The organism is Bradyrhizobium lupini (assembly GCF_040939785.1).
Lineage (GTDB): Bacteria > Pseudomonadota > Alphaproteobacteria > Rhizobiales > Xanthobacteraceae > Bradyrhizobium > Bradyrhizobium canariense_D.
In genome coordinates this window covers 295077-308625 of the sequence record NZ_CP162553.1, presented here as the reverse complement: position 1 = coordinate 308625, position 13549 = coordinate 295077, and the positions used below count along the sequence as shown (strand labels likewise).

At 62.2% G+C, this 13549-nt stretch carries 12 protein-coding genes and 1 pseudogene; 6 read left to right on the top strand and 7 right to left on the bottom strand.

Going from position 1 to position 13549, the window contains the following annotated elements; translation table 11 throughout:
* Window positions 1–3: 3 nt before the first annotated feature.
* The 3 genes from AB3L03_RS01655 (at window position 4) to AB3L03_RS01645 (ending at window position 804) form a co-directional block, all read left to right on the top strand.
* A complete protein-coding gene (locus AB3L03_RS01655) occupies window positions 4–201 on the top strand; it encodes a hypothetical protein (protein ID WP_018454514.1) in 198 nt (65 codons plus the stop codon).
* Window positions 198–503, top strand: coding sequence for a GlsB/YeaQ/YmgE family stress response membrane protein (locus AB3L03_RS01650; RefSeq protein WP_026232750.1), 306 nt, complete (start codon window positions 198–200; stop codon window positions 501–503). The genes AB3L03_RS01655 and AB3L03_RS01650 overlap by 4 nt, the downstream gene beginning before the upstream one ends.
* A gap of 82 nt (window positions 504–585) precedes the next feature.
* The gene (locus tag AB3L03_RS01645) at window positions 586–804 is read left to right on the top strand and encodes a hypothetical protein (RefSeq protein ID WP_007609614.1); all 219 of its coding nucleotides are present in this window, start codon (window positions 586–588) and stop codon (window positions 802–804) included.
* 428 nt (window positions 805–1232) lie between these two features.
* On the opposite strand, the pseudogene AB3L03_RS01640 reads toward AB3L03_RS01645, so the two are convergent.
* A pseudogene (locus AB3L03_RS01640) lies at window positions 1233–2260 on the bottom strand (hypothetical protein).
* Between the two features lie 219 nt (window positions 2261–2479).
* Here AB3L03_RS01640 and AB3L03_RS01635 point away from each other — a divergent pair.
* On the top strand, window positions 2480–2776 hold the full coding sequence (locus AB3L03_RS01635) for an HdeA/HdeB family chaperone (RefSeq protein ID WP_245313402.1): 297 nt from the start codon (window positions 2480–2482) through the stop codon (window positions 2774–2776).
* Between the two features lie 1029 nt (window positions 2777–3805).
* Window positions 3806–4312: a hypothetical protein gene (locus tag AB3L03_RS01630; RefSeq protein ID WP_026232748.1), complete on the top strand. Its 507-nt coding sequence runs from the start codon at window positions 3806–3808 to the stop codon at window positions 4310–4312.
* Between the two features lie 142 nt (window positions 4313–4454).
* Here the strand turns inward: AB3L03_RS01630 and AB3L03_RS01625 are convergent, their stop codons facing one another.
* The 4 genes from AB3L03_RS01625 to AB3L03_RS01610 all read right to left on the bottom strand — a co-directional run bounded on the left by AB3L03_RS01625 (window position 4455) and on the right by AB3L03_RS01610 (window position 10191).
* Window positions 4455–4970 (bottom strand): ParB N-terminal domain-containing protein, encoded by a 516-nt coding sequence (locus AB3L03_RS01625; RefSeq protein WP_247368609.1) that lies wholly within the window; start codon window positions 4968–4970, stop codon window positions 4455–4457.
* Window positions 4971–5198: 228 nt separating this feature from the next.
* Window positions 5199–5981, bottom strand: coding sequence for an NYN domain-containing protein (locus tag AB3L03_RS01620; RefSeq protein WP_157642915.1), 783 nt, complete (start codon window positions 5979–5981; stop codon window positions 5199–5201).
* A 195-nt stretch (window positions 5982–6176) separates the two neighbouring features.
* Window positions 6177–9941, bottom strand: a complete 3765-nt coding sequence (locus tag AB3L03_RS01615) for a vitamin B12-dependent ribonucleotide reductase (RefSeq protein ID WP_368508151.1) — start codon at window positions 9939–9941, stop codon at window positions 6177–6179.
* 61 nt (window positions 9942–10002) lie between these two features.
* Window positions 10003–10191: a hypothetical protein gene (locus tag AB3L03_RS01610; protein ID WP_231188561.1), complete on the bottom strand. Its 189-nt coding sequence runs from the start codon at window positions 10189–10191 to the stop codon at window positions 10003–10005.
* A gap of 510 nt (window positions 10192–10701) precedes the next feature.
* On the opposite strand from AB3L03_RS01610, the gene AB3L03_RS01605 reads away from it, so the two are divergent.
* Window positions 10702–11598 (top strand): DMT family transporter, encoded by an 897-nt coding sequence (locus tag AB3L03_RS01605; RefSeq protein WP_085353541.1) that lies wholly within the window; start codon window positions 10702–10704, stop codon window positions 11596–11598.
* Between the two features lie 124 nt (window positions 11599–11722).
* On the opposite strand, the gene AB3L03_RS01600 is transcribed toward AB3L03_RS01605, so the two are convergent.
* Together AB3L03_RS01600 and AB3L03_RS01595 are read right to left on the bottom strand one after the other, a co-directional pair.
* Entirely contained in the window at window positions 11723–12160 is a 438-nt protein-coding gene (locus tag AB3L03_RS01600; protein WP_368508150.1) for a hypothetical protein, read from the bottom strand.
* A gap of 761 nt (window positions 12161–12921) precedes the next feature.
* Window positions 12922–13491, bottom strand: coding sequence for a bifunctional transcriptional activator/DNA repair enzyme AdaA (locus AB3L03_RS01595; protein ID WP_085353539.1), 570 nt, complete (start codon window positions 13489–13491; stop codon window positions 12922–12924).
* Between the last annotated feature and the right edge of the window lie 58 nt (window positions 13492–13549).

Sequence of the window (13549 nt, the reverse complement as noted above, 5' to 3'; positions counted from 1 at the left end):
TTCATGAACAACCCCGATGTTCGCAATGCCATTCAGATCGACCGCGGCTCCAGCCTGGCGATCTCTCATGAAATAGCAGACCGCCTTCGGATCAGGCTTCGGGGTGAGCACGACCCATTACCGCGACATTTGACGGCCCTGGTCGACCGGATTGCGCAGATCAGCAGCCATTCGAACCAAGTGATCGAGGTCACAAAATGAGAATGTCCGGCGAAAGCCTTTTGGTGGTCTTGTTTGTCGGTCTCGTCGCCGGCTGGCTGGCGGGCCAGATCGTCCGCGGGACCGGCTTTGGGATCATCGGCGATATCATCATCGGAATCCTGGGCGCGTTTGTCGGCAGCTGGTTGTTGCCTCAGCTCGGCGTGCATCTCGGCAGCGGCATGATCAGCGCGATCGTCAACGCGACCGTAGGCGCGGTCCTGCTGCTCCTCGTCGTCCGGCTGGTGCGCGGTGGTGGTGGATGGGGAAGCAGCTGGCGCGGCAGCTGGGGCCGGCGTTGGTGACCCTTGCTCACGCAGCCGCATCAGGCGCCGGTGAGACGCCCGCGGCAAAGACGCTCGTGATGACCTCCGGATCGGATCCAGCATGTTAGACTTTTCAAATGCATCTTTTACGCCTGAAACCATCGGCATCATGAAAACTGCGCTGGACACGGCGGTGGCGTCACTGCCGGCCCCGGTCAGCTCCGCGCATGTCCGGTCGATCGCGGAAACAATCCTTCGCACAGCGAAGGAGGGCGAGCGAGACCCCGCTGTCCTGGAGCGCATGGCGTTGATGGAGCTTCAGATCTCGCCGCGTGATTGATGCCGGTCCGCGAGCGTGCGTGCCGGCGCAGAAGGGCTCGCGTTCATTGCCATTCCCTGATGTTTCGATGGAACTCTGGGGCGGCGGAAGCATTCATCTCTGCCGCTATCACGCGGCTCCTGGAGAATCCCCACATGATACGTCATTTGTTGATCGGCGTTGCCGCGTGCGCAATCGCGGCAATGTCGACATTTTCCGCTTCTGCCATGCCCCGCGTTGCGGCTGAGACGTTGGTCGCTGGCTCCGACAGTCCGGTGATTCTCGCGCGCGGAGGACATGGCCACGGTCACATGGGACGTGGCGGTCGCGGTCATCACTACGGCTGGAGCAGGGGCCGTCATCGCGGTTGGCGCTAGCCGCACCAACGCAACATCCGGGGCCGCCTTCGATTGGCGGCTCCGTAACGTCAGCTCATCCGCCCCGCGGGCTCACCAATCCGGATCCCCATAGTAGGGATCGACCATATAGGGCGGGGGCATCCAGGGCCCTCGCGACGGCCGGGGTCGCCGAGGTGCGGCCGCTTGCACGTGGGGCCGTGCGGGCGCAGCGGTCTCGTTGGTGATCACGCTACGCGCGGCGGGTTTCGCGGACGCAGGTGCGGATGACGATGCGGATGACGTCGTCAGCTCCTTTTGCAGCGCCTGGACCTGTGCGGCGAGGCGCGCATTGGCCGCCGCATCCTTCTCCTGCGCCGCCTTGAGCTGCTGAATGGTGTCGGCCTGCTCGCGCAGCGTCTGCTCGTTGCGGCTTTTCAATTGCTCGAGCTTTCCGTTGATGTTCGCAAGCTCGCTGGTGATGGTCTTGAGCGATTGCGCGAGATCGGACGACGAGGGTCGGGCGTCGTGGCGCCCGTTGTTGGAGCGTCGGGTCTTGAAGCGTCAAACCCTGCATTGCTCTCCGTGTCCTTGCCGGCCGGCGGCGCGGGCACCGTGCCGGGCTCATCCGCGGCAGCCAGTTGCACCGCCGGCGGTTGCGCCGGAGTTTCAACCGTGGACGTTTGGCGAGGCTCAGTCGCGGCCGGCGGAGCCCATCGCGCCATGATCGATTTGGTCATAGACCTGGCCCGATCGCTGTATTGCGAAGCGAAGGCGGCACCGAGAATGCCGATCGCCAGCACGAGGCCGACCAAAGCGCGCAGCATGGGCCGATCTCCCCTCAGGCCTTGACTGCGAACCCTGCCATCCGGCGCCGGCGCCGTGCTCTTGAGAGTTTTGGCCTCGGGAGCCTTGTCCTTGGGAGTCTCGACAGCCTCCGCACCGGCGCTTGCTCGCGAGGCCGCTGGGATTTCGCTGCCGCGTTCCATTCCGGAAACCAGCCGGTCCAGCCGCGCAAGGTCTTGCTCCGCGCTCTTGATCCGATCGTAGGCCCGCGCCAGCCCGCCATCGGCGCGCCCCTCGTCCGGCTTGGGGGCGTCTGGCTTGTGGTCGTCAGGTTTGGGGTCGTTCGTCTCGGGCACCGATGCGCTCTCGCTTCCGTCGGGCGTCAATGGAAGTGTGGCAGTCCGATCGGAACGATAGGTCTCGCCGTCATCCAACACAACGCGCGTCCGAAGGAGAAATTATGGCGAGGCCTCGGGGTGGGGCGGTCGCGGGGTATGCAACGGGCGCCCTTGATCTGGATCAAGCATGCGGCGCCCGACCGTCGCCACCGTGCAGACATTCATCGGAAGGAAAACATGGTTCAGACAAGAGCGATCATCCTTGGTGCCTTCGCGGCCCTGCTGTTGGCCGTCCCTGCCAAGGCCCAGGTGCTGGTCGACGTTTCCAAAATCAGCTGCGACCAGTACATCACCCAGCGCATTACCCACATGCAGACCGTGAACGTCTGGCTCGCCGGGTTCTACGCCGGTCGCCGCAACAATCCCGTCGTGGACACGCAAGCGCTGAACAAGAACGGCAACAAGCTCTCGCGCTTCTGCGAGTCGCATCGCGAGATGCCGCTGCTGGAGGCGGTCGAGGCCAATACGAAGTAGGGGCGGGGCCGCCCAGCCTCGGAGTGCGGCAGTCCTATCGCCGGAAGGAGAGGTTGCGCCGCTGTCCCCCCAACGCGCGTGCGAACGAGAAATTATCGCGGGCACGGGGGTGGGGCGTGGCATTGCCGAACCGGCATGCGTCGCGAGCGTCAGGTACATGACCGAAAGCGGTGTGGCTCCCGCTCATGCCCTATGTAGGTAAAGCGTGACACTTTCGCTGTCTCGTTATGAACCGGCCGCCAGATCGCAAGGGCCCGCATTGTTCTAAATCAACAAACCCGCTCATTAGCGAATTGCGCTGACGCACCGTCCCAATCCAGGAAGGAGAGTGGACATGTCGCGCCGAACCATCGTTTCACTTACCGCATCCGCAATCATTGGCATCGCCTGCATCGTGACTGTTTCGACTGACGCCTTCGCCTATCGAAGAGGCGTCGGGGTTGGTCGGGTTGGTGTTCATCACGGCGGTGTCTATCGCGGTGGCGTCTATCGTGGTGCAGCCGTGCGCCGCGGAGTTGCCGTAGGCGTCGGAGCTGCTGCGGTTGGTGCGGCAGCTTACGGAGCTTACGGAGCTTACGGAGCTTACGGAGCTTACGGAGCCTACGGCGGCTATCGCCGCTGCGGCTACGAACCTTACCCGCCCTGCTACTAGCCGGTCTTGTAGCCGGTCTTTGCGCAGCGGCCAGAGCACCGTCGGTCGGCTGTGCGCGGAGCACCTCTCTCCGAGTGGGGAGAGGTGATCCGAGTTCCGGGCCCGCACACACGCGATCCGAGCTGTGCTCGCTTCACCGTGCGTATTGGCGCGTCTGTTGCTCGACAGGTCGACTTCTAGCGAGGCGCACGTGCCATCTTCGCCGGCCGCGACCAGGAGACGTTGAACGCCGACAAATCTATCCATGCGTGCAATTGGGCAATCGGGAAAAAGCGGCAAAACTGCGGCTGTCAAGGATACATCAGAGTAGAACGGAGCTTATCCCCGTAATAAACCCGATGCTGTTAAGGGTTCGGGGTGCGTATGGGAGATCAATAATGGCAAATGTCGAACAATTGCGCAGGCGGGACGGAGTAAACCTGGTCCAGCTCGAGGAGGACATTGCATCGATACGCTCGGGAAGCTCTCTTGCTTCCATTGCTCTGCCTGATTACGTCGAGCACACCGCGGGCGTGACGCGCGTCGGCGCGCTCAGTGCAGAGGCGGTCGTTCGGGACTATGAGTCCGCTGCAAAAGAGATCGAGGCCATGGGCACCGAGTTGATCGACGCCGCGCAAAAATGCGAGGCGCTGACTGCCCAGGTCCATGATGCGATCGCCTTCATGCGAGAAACGGCGGCGGAGTATCGTGAAGAGGGTCGGAAGATCTTCAAGCGCATCGAAGAATGCGCGCTGTTCACCGAAGACGTCCGCAAGACATGCGAACAGGTCAAGCGCAGGATGGTCGACGTCTCGCTAGGCTCATCGTCCAACGAGGAGTTCGCACCGCAACAGCCCGAGTTGAGCGGGATCGCCGCCAAGGTGTCGATGAGCGAGATACGGTGAGGCGGGCGTAGATAGCGCGTAGGCTGGGTTGAGCTCTAGGTCGTAGGATGGGTTGAGCCCTTACGAAACCCTTCATCTCTCGCCGATCGAGCGGTGATGGGTATCGCTTCGCTCCACCCATCCTACGAGCTGGAGCCAACAATCAATAGCGACCGCCGTGGCCCTTTTGCTGCGTGATCCAGTCCGACAATGTTTTCGGTGTCGATTTCGCAGTCCGGCCCGGTGATGCCTTCGGATTGTCGCGAACGCCTTTCGTCGGACGGGTGCGCGGCGCTTCCGTTCCGTTGACGCCCTTCCGGCCAGCGATCGATGCCTCCGCGGCTTCCTTCTCCAGGCGCAACTGTTTCAATCGCGCCATCTTGAGGCGCTCTGCCTCGACTTCGGGCCGTTCGGCAAGCTGCGGCTTGTGTTGAGCGACCTCCGCCGGGACGATGACACCGATAATGGTTGTCTCGCCGAGCGCCTTGCAGGCTTCGAGCCGATGCAGTCCCTCGACCAGAACGAGGCGGTCTCCGTCGAGCCGGACGGAAATGGGTTCCTGTTGTCCGATGTCCAGCATACTTTCAGCGATCTCCCCGACGATCTCGGGCTTGATGGCTTTCTTCTGCTTCGTGGGAACGAAGATCTTCTCGATCGGGAAGCTTTCCGGTTTGGGCATAATCTGACTCCGCTTCTACCGGGCCCGCCGGAACCGATGCCGGTGAGGACGAGAGTTTAGGAGGGAAAGGCTCGACCGCAAAGGCAATTCGGCGGCAGGGTGTTGATGAGCTCGTAGGATGGGTTGAGCCCTTACGAAACCCATCCCTTCTGTCGATCTGGCGGCGATGGGTATCGCTTCGCTCCACCCATCCTACGGGCTGCACTCCAGCCATCCTGCGAGCTACAGTTAGCGGTTCAATTGATCCAGGTGGACACGCTTGCCGACGCGGGCCTCAAAGGCATCGACAATATGCTCCCATCGGTTAGAGCGCATCAGGCTCGAAGGATTATACGCCATGGCGCGACCAACGAACGGCATGTCGTCGTCCTGGTAAATATAGAAGTCTAGCCCTTCGTAATTGCCGATCATGCATAGCTTCTGAGGATTCACGTCGCCCAAAGCGATGTTCCACTCGACGTAGCTATCCTTCGATTGGTGGTGCATCCACTGCAATATCTTGAATGGATTGACTGGCACCACGACATCAGCCAACGCCATTAATTCACTGGAAGTCTCGGCCGGATAGCAGTGCAAATGCACTGCTACAGGGGTGTCCCGCAATGCTTCAAAAAGTGGAAAGAAGTCTAGGTCCTTCGTCATGATGTGGGCTTCGGACATGTGGCCAGACGTTGCATGTTTGAAAACGTCGATTGCGAGTAAGATGTCGACGCCTTTTTGACGCAGCGTCTTGTTTTGTCCCCGCGTCAGCCCCTCTCGAACGTGCATAAAAGGCGTGCGATTAACCAGCTCGAATTGTTCTCGCTTGCGTTTCACTCGTCGTTCGTATTCCTCGCCAGATTCATTGTCCTTTTGGGCGGGCAAAGCATCGTAGTAAAAGGTTCTTTGATGCCCGCCAGCGATTGCCCGGTAATCGATTTTGTTACGACTGAGGTCGATCGCGAAATATTCGGATGTCTTCCGCACCATTGCGTCGATAAAGCCACCATCAACAAATGCATATTTTGTCACGGCTGCTGTATCCCTCGATCTGCCGCCTCCGCGGGCTCCAAGTGTCCCAAAGCTCATTTCAACCAAGTTCAGAAGTAGTTATCGATAGAAAACCATAAGTTGCAAGGCGACAATGAAAAAAAGGGCGGCCTTCTGGCCGCCCTTCGTAGATGCTCGAGGCAAATCCGGGCTCAGCAATCCTAGCTGTCTAGCCCCTCACGAACACCCCGTCGTGCTTCCACACGTATCGCACTTCATACAAGTACCATTCCGCACCAGCGTGAAGTTGCCGCACTCGCTGCACATCTCGCCCTCATAGCCCTTGGCTTTGGCTTCCGCGCGGCGCTCGGCCTTGCTGGGCACCGCGACTTGCGCGCTGCCGGCCTTGCTCCACTGCAGGGCTTCGAGCTTCTCGGTGGGCGAGAGGTCGTGGGTCACTTCCTGCTTCAGCGCGACCGCGCCTTCCAGGACGTCGCCGGCACGGCCTGCGCCGTGGGAGGCGAGCGAGGTGACCTTGCTTCCGCCGGCCGGTGCGCTGTCGTTGCCTTGGGCGACCGCGGTCGAACCGCCGCGCATCACCACGAGGTTGTCGGTGCGGGAGCGGGTGAGGCCGCGCGACACCAGCTTGGAGGCGCGCTGGCCGTGATCATCAGGCTCCTTGCCCTCCTCGACGCCCTTGCCGAGCACGTCGAACCCGGTCTCGCTGGGATCGACATGGGCGAGGTCGAAGCGGCTGAGATAGCTCACCGCCAGCTCGCGGAAGACGTAGTCGAGGATCGAGGTCGCGTATTTGATGCTGTCGTTGCCCTGCACCGGGCCCGCCGGCTCGAAGCGGGTGAAGGTGAAGGCATCGACATATTCGTCGAGCGGCACGCCGTACTGGAGGCCCAGCGACACTGCGATCGCGAAGTTGTTGATGAAGGAGCGGAGTGCCGCGCCTTCCTTGTGCATGTCGATGAAGATCTCGCCGATGCGGCCGTCGTCATACTCGCCGGTGCGCAAATAGACCTTGTGGCCGCCGACGACCGCCTTCTGGGTGTAGCCCTTGCGGCGATCCGGCATCTTCTCGCGCTCGCGCATCACGATGATGCGCTCGACCAGCTTCTCGACGATCTTTTCCGAGACCTGGGCGGTGCGTGCCGCCATCGGCTTGTCGTAGAGGCTCTCGACCGCATCGTCCTCGTCCTCATCGTCGGCGATGAGCTGCGAGTTGAGCGGCTGGCTGAGCTTGGAGCCGTCGCGATAGAGCGCGTTGGCCTTGAGCGCCAGCTTCCACGACAGCATGTAGGCGGACTTGCAGTCCTCCACGGTGGCGTCGTTCGGCATGTTGATGGTCTTGGAGATCGCACCCGAGATGAAGGGCTGCGCCGCCGACATCATGCGGATGTGGCTCTCGACCGAGAGATAGCGCTTGCCGACCTTGCCGCAAGGGTTGGCGCAGTCGAACACCGGATAGTGCTCGGCCTTGAGGTGCGGGGCACCTTCCACCGTCATCGCGCCGCAGATGTGGACGTTGGCCGCCTCGATCTCGCGCTTGGTGAAGCCGACGGCCTGGAGCAGGTCGAAGCCGGGGGCCGCGATGGCCTCGGCACCGATGCCGAGCTGGTCGCGGATGAAGTCCTCGCCAAAGGTCCATTTGTTGAAGGCGAACTTGATGTCGAACGCGGTCGGCAGCGCCTTCTCGACCTTGGCGATGGCTTCGTCGGTGAAGCCCTTGGCCTTCAAGGTCGAGGCGTTGATGCCGGGCGCGTTGGAGAGCGAGCCGTGGCCGACGGCGTAGGCTTCGATCTCCGCGATCTCGCTCTCGCGATAGCCCAGCGCGCGCAGTGCTGCGGGGACCGCACGGTTGATGATCTTGAAGTAGCCGCCGCCGGCGAGCTTCTTGAACTTCACCAGGGCGAAGTCGGGCTCGATGCCGGTGGTGTCGCAATCCATGACGAGGCCGATCGTGCCGGTCGGCGCGATCACCGTGGTCTGGGCGTTGCGATAGCCGTGCTTCTCGCCGAGCTCGAGCGCCGCATCCCAGGCCGCTTGCGCATGCGTGACGAGGTCGGTCTGCGGGCACGACACCAGGTCCATCGGCACCGGGTTGACGCTGAGCCCCTCGTAGCCGTTGGACTGGCCATGGGCGGCGCGGCGGTGGTTGCGGATCACGCGCAGCATGTGCGCGGCGTTCTTCTTGTAGCCGGGAAAGGTGCCGAGCTCGGCCGCCATCTCGGCCGAGGTCTTGTAGGTGATGCCGGTCATGATCGCGGTCAGCGCGCCGGCGATGGCGCGGCCTTCCTTGCTGTCATAGGACAGACCCATGGTCATCAAGAGGCCGCCGATATTGGCGTAGCCGAGGCCGAGCGTGCGGAACTCGTAGGAGAGCTCGGCAATCGACTTCGACGGGAACTGCGCCATCATCACCGAGATTTCGAGCACGATGGTCCAGAGCCGGCAGAGATGCTCGTAGCCTTCGACGTCGAAACGCTTGGAGGGGATGTCGTAGAACGTCAGCAGATTGGCGGAGGCGAGGTTGCACGCCGTGTCGTCCAGGAACATGTATTCCGAGCACGGATTGGAGGCGCGGATGTCGCCGGACGCCTTGCAGGTGTGCCAGTCATTCATGGTGGTGTTGAAGTGCAGGCCCGGGTCGGCCGACGCCCAGGCGGCGTAGCCGATTTTTTCCCAGAGGTCGCGCGCCTTCAGCGTCTTGGTGATCTTCTTCGTGGTGCGTCCCACGAGATTCCAGTCGCCGTCGGTCTCGACCGCGCGCAGGAAGTCGTCCTTCAGCGACACCGAATTGTTGGAGTTCTGCCCCGAAACCGTGAGATAGGCTTCCAGATCCCAGTCGGTGTCATAGACGTCGAACTGGATGTCCTTGTAGCCCTGTTTTGCAAATTGGATGACCCGCTTGATGTAGTTGTCGGGTACGAGGCTGCGGCGCGCCAGCTTGATCTCGCGGCGCAGCGCCGGGTTCTTCTCGGGATCGAAGCAATCGTCGCCCGAGCCTTCGCAATTGACGCAGGCCTTCAGCACCGCCTTGAGGTGCTTCTGGTTGATCTTGGATCCGGTGACGAGAGCGGCGACCTTCTGCTCCTCCTTCACCTTCCAGTCGATATAGGTCTCGATGTCGGGGTGATCGACGTCGACGACGACCATCTTGGCGGCGCGGCGCGTGGTGCCGCCCGACTTGATCGCGCCCGCGGCGCGGTCGCCGATCTTGAGGAAGCTCATCAGGCCGGACGAGCGGCCGCCGCCGGAGAGGCGTTCGCCTTCGCCGCGCAGGCGCGAGAAGTTGGAGCCGGTGCCGGAGCCGTATTTGAACAGGCGCGCTTCGCGGACCCAGAGGTCCATGATGCCGCCCTCGTTGACGAGGTCGTCACCGACGCCCTGGATGAAGCAGGCATGCGGCTGCGGATGCTCGTAGGAGGATTTCGACCGGGTCAGCTTGCCGGTGAAGGGGTCGACGTAATAATGGCCCTGGCCGGGACCGTCGATGCCGTAGGCCCAGTGCAGACCGGTGTTGAACCATTGCGGCGAGTTCGGCGCGACCATCTGCATGGTCAGCATGTAGCGGAGCTCGTCGTAGAAGGTCTGGGCGTCCTCGTCGGAGGAGAAGTACTTGCCCTTCCAGCCCCAATAGGTCCAGCAGCCGGCGAGACGGTCGAACACCTGCTTGGCCGAGAGCTCGCTGACATAGCGCTCTTTCTCGGGCAGGAGGGCGAGCGCCTCGGTGTCGGGAACGGAGCGCCACAGGAAGGAGGGGACGGACTCTTCCTCGACCTTCTTCAGGCGCGCGGCAACGCCGGCCTTGCGGAAGTACTTCTGGGCGAGGACGTCGGAGGCGACCTGCGACCACGCGGTCGGCACCTCGACATTGTCGAGCTTGAACACGACCGAGCCGTCGGGATTCCTGATCTCCGACGTGGTCAGCCGGAAATCGATGCCGGCGTAAGGTGACTGTCCCGAAGTGGTGTGGCGCCGCTCAATCCGCATGGTCTTGCCCCGTCCTATCTTTGACCGGACCGCCTCCGTTCAGGCGTGCCGGGTCATCATTTCATTTCGCGGTGCTCGAGGCCGCCTGGCCCTTGGCATCGCAGCTCAGCCGGTAGACCCGGCCCGTTTTCTCCCGACGCGATTGCTCGATGCGCGCACCGATCATCCGCCGGCACGTCCAGACCCATCCGCCCCAAAGGGATGAGCCCGACATGCGTTCAACGCCCCACAACGTCACGTCTTCAACCATTGCCATCCGGGCCTGTTTCCAGCCCGTTCAGGCGCCCGAAAAGTCCGCTCTCGCCGGGCAGACAAGCCCGTATCCCGCTGCCCTTGTCTGGCTTGGCGGAGTGCTGTTTTGCAGACCCTTTGGGGGAGTGCCGGCGGGACGCAAACACACTCGCGCCGAACGGATCGAAAACTAGGACTCTCCGTTACGCCCGTCAAGAACTAGTGCGAGTTCCTGAATCAAATACTAAATATGGTGGATTATGGGGGATAACAGGGGGCAGGCCCGCGCCTGTTGTTGAGCCAAGTATCAGTGAGTCCTCAGGGATTCCCAACCGAAAAAATTTGCATCTTGGGGTGCCGCTGAGGCTTCACCCCGCTGTTCACAGGGCAGGTATATTTTTGAATCGCGGGCTTGCCTCGGGGGGACTCACGTAGGGCTACGGAAGGTGAGGGCAGGCATGCCCGCCGGGGTGGTGGTGGGAGGCGCGAATCCGCGCCAAGCTGCCCTCGATTTTGCCGGACTACCCACATGCTTGATTCGACTCGGCCGGTGCTGCGAGCGCGCATCGCCCCGGCCGGCCTGATATTCCTCGCCATCACCTCGGTGGGCTGGGGTTTCAATTGGCCGGTGACGAAATTCCTGCTCTCCGAGCTGCCGCCGCTGACCTTGCGCGGGGCGACGGGCGTGCTCGGCGCGGTGCTGCTGGCGGCGCTGGCACTGATCCGCGCTGACAGCCTCAGCGTCCCGCGCGCGATCTGGCCGCGCCTCGTGACCGCCGCGATCCTCAACGTCACCGGCTGGATGGTGCTGATGGGTCTGGCACTGCTGTGGCTGCCGGCGAGCGAAGCGGCGCTGATCGCCTACACCATGCCGGTCTGGGCCTCGCTGATCGCCTGGCCGGTGCTCGGCGAGCGGCCGACCTTGTTGCGCACCATCGCGCTGGTGATGGCCTTTGCCGGCCTGGCCTCGATCATGGGCGGCAACGGCTTTGCCGCCACTGCGGACAAGCTGCCGGGCATCGTTATGGCGCTGTGCGGCGCGCTCGGCTTCGCCGCCGGCACGGTGTTTTCGAAGAAGTACCCGATCCGCCTGCCGCCGATCACCGCCGCGGCCTGGCAGATCGGGATCGGCTGCCTGCCGATCACTATCATCGGCCTCGCCATCGAGACCACGCATCTGGAACTGGTGACGCCGGTCGGCTGGTGGCTCCTGGTCTATTCGACCGTGGTGCAGTTCTGCATCGCCTATGTCAGCTGGTTCGCTGCCCTTGCGCGCCTGCCGGCTTCCGTCGCCGCGATCGGCACCATGGCGGTGCCCGTCATCGGCGTCGTGGCGTCCGCGATCGCGCTCCACGAGCCGCTGGGGGCAGGGCAGATTGCCGCGCTGGTGTTCACGCTGGCGGCCGTGGTGCTGGCGACGCGGTAGGGCGTATATTCATGAGCGGCTGGCCGCCTGGACTTCCGGTTCATCGTCAACATCGGCCGGAGAGCGGAAGGTCTCCGAGCTCGCAGATGCGCCAAGAGCCGACCTGCCTTGCGGGGGATTGTCTCTACCCAAATCGGTTGGCGAACTCTACGACCGCTGCTGCAACATCTTTACGCCTGGCGTCCGTGCGTGTGAATCCCAGCGGTCCTGTGGACCTGATAACCACCTTTTCAGGATTGGATTTCGGCCGAGCATCGGTCGTCCAAGATAGCTCTCCGGCCCGGACCTTGACAACATCGCGACTGGTGCACGCGGACTCGATCGATGAGAATATCTGCTTTGCTTCATCGACCGAAAGCTTCATCGATTGACACTCACCAGCGCCGACCGACACAAGGGTCAAACCAGACCGTTCGACGCGGAAGTACAGCCCATTGGTCAGCGTGACTTTTTCCTTAGGTCCCAACTCGGCGCCAATACGGGCCAGCGCTTGAGACCCAACTCGCGACAGGAGCCGTCCCAACACTTCAAAAAAGACTTTGATCTTTCGGTGATCATTCATGGGTCGGGCGCCATCGTACGTGGTCCGATGGGGGGACCAAAGCACCTCGCCATTGGCAAACAGTACAACATCCACTTCGGGTCAGCATACGAAGAACTCAACTGAGCAAATCTGGTCCGCCATGCTTCGGGGAGCGACCTCCTGGAGGGCTGCCGCCATCTGCAAACCTTCTCAGAAATACTACGTCTTTTCTTTCTACCCCGGGAGCGAGGTTTCGGAGAGCGTTCGTAGCGAGATATATCTCAAGCCCGACCAGAAGCGGTATTCCCGCGCCCCAAATGTAGATCAGGCCACGCATTGTTGCCTCCGTCAGGATAATTTTGAGCCGCTGCTTCGGGCAGTCTTCCAGGCCAAGGAAGCGGCCACGACAAACGACACGAAACAGAACGCGATCACCCCCAAAGCGCGGACATCGCGGCGCGGCTCGTTGAGCCACACGAGAGCCGCCAGGCAAAGGAGCGCCGGGACCGCGCAGGCTTGTGTTGCGATATACCGACGCCTCAGCGCCAACGGCGCGCGGTCCCCCCAGATAAACGCCTCAACCTGAAACTTGCGAGAAATTGCGTCCGTCCGGGGGAGGCACGACCTATCTAGCTCTGCCACGATGGATTGAAATCCCCATCCGGCAATGCCCAGCAGTGAAAGTCCAAAAAAGAGTAAGAACAGCGACACTTCACGTGTCTAGCAGCTTCAACACAACCGCGCGAGACCAGTTAGTCCGCAATGGGTCCAACAGCGGACCAACGTTGGGATGCCCGACCTCAGGCGAATACTCTGCGGCGGTGGCGAATGCTGGAGGGCGAGCGCCCATAGAGTTCGCGAAAGACGGCGTTGAACCGGCGCACGCTGCCAAAGCCAGCTCGGTAGGCGATCTGGGCCAGTGGTTCAGTCGTCTCGTCAAGTAGGCGCTTCGCCCTCTGTACACGCCTGGTCTTCGCGACCTGTTGGGGGCTGGCCCCGACGTACCGTTCGAACAGACGCGCAAGGTGGCGCGAGCTTACCCCGAGCCGATCGGCCAGTGCGGCAACCGAAGCGTCATCCAAGGCGCCACCATCGATCAATTTCAAGGCCCGCGCGACTGTCGAACGCGTGCCATTCCAGGCAGCACAGAAGGGCGCGGTCTCCGGACGGCAACGCAGGCAAGGTCGGTACCCCGCGGCCTCGGCGGCCGCTGCAGTTTGATAGTAGGTCACGTTACGGGTCAACGGCTGCTTCACCGGGCAAACCGGGCGGCAGTAGATTCCCGTGGTCTTCACTGCCGTGTAGAAACGGCCGTCATAGCGGGGATCGCGCTGCAAGCGCGCGGTGTTGCATACCTCAAAACTGAGCATGACTCATTTTACCGCAGGCCGCAGCCAGAAGAATAGCCCTGAGATGATCAGGTCCGAT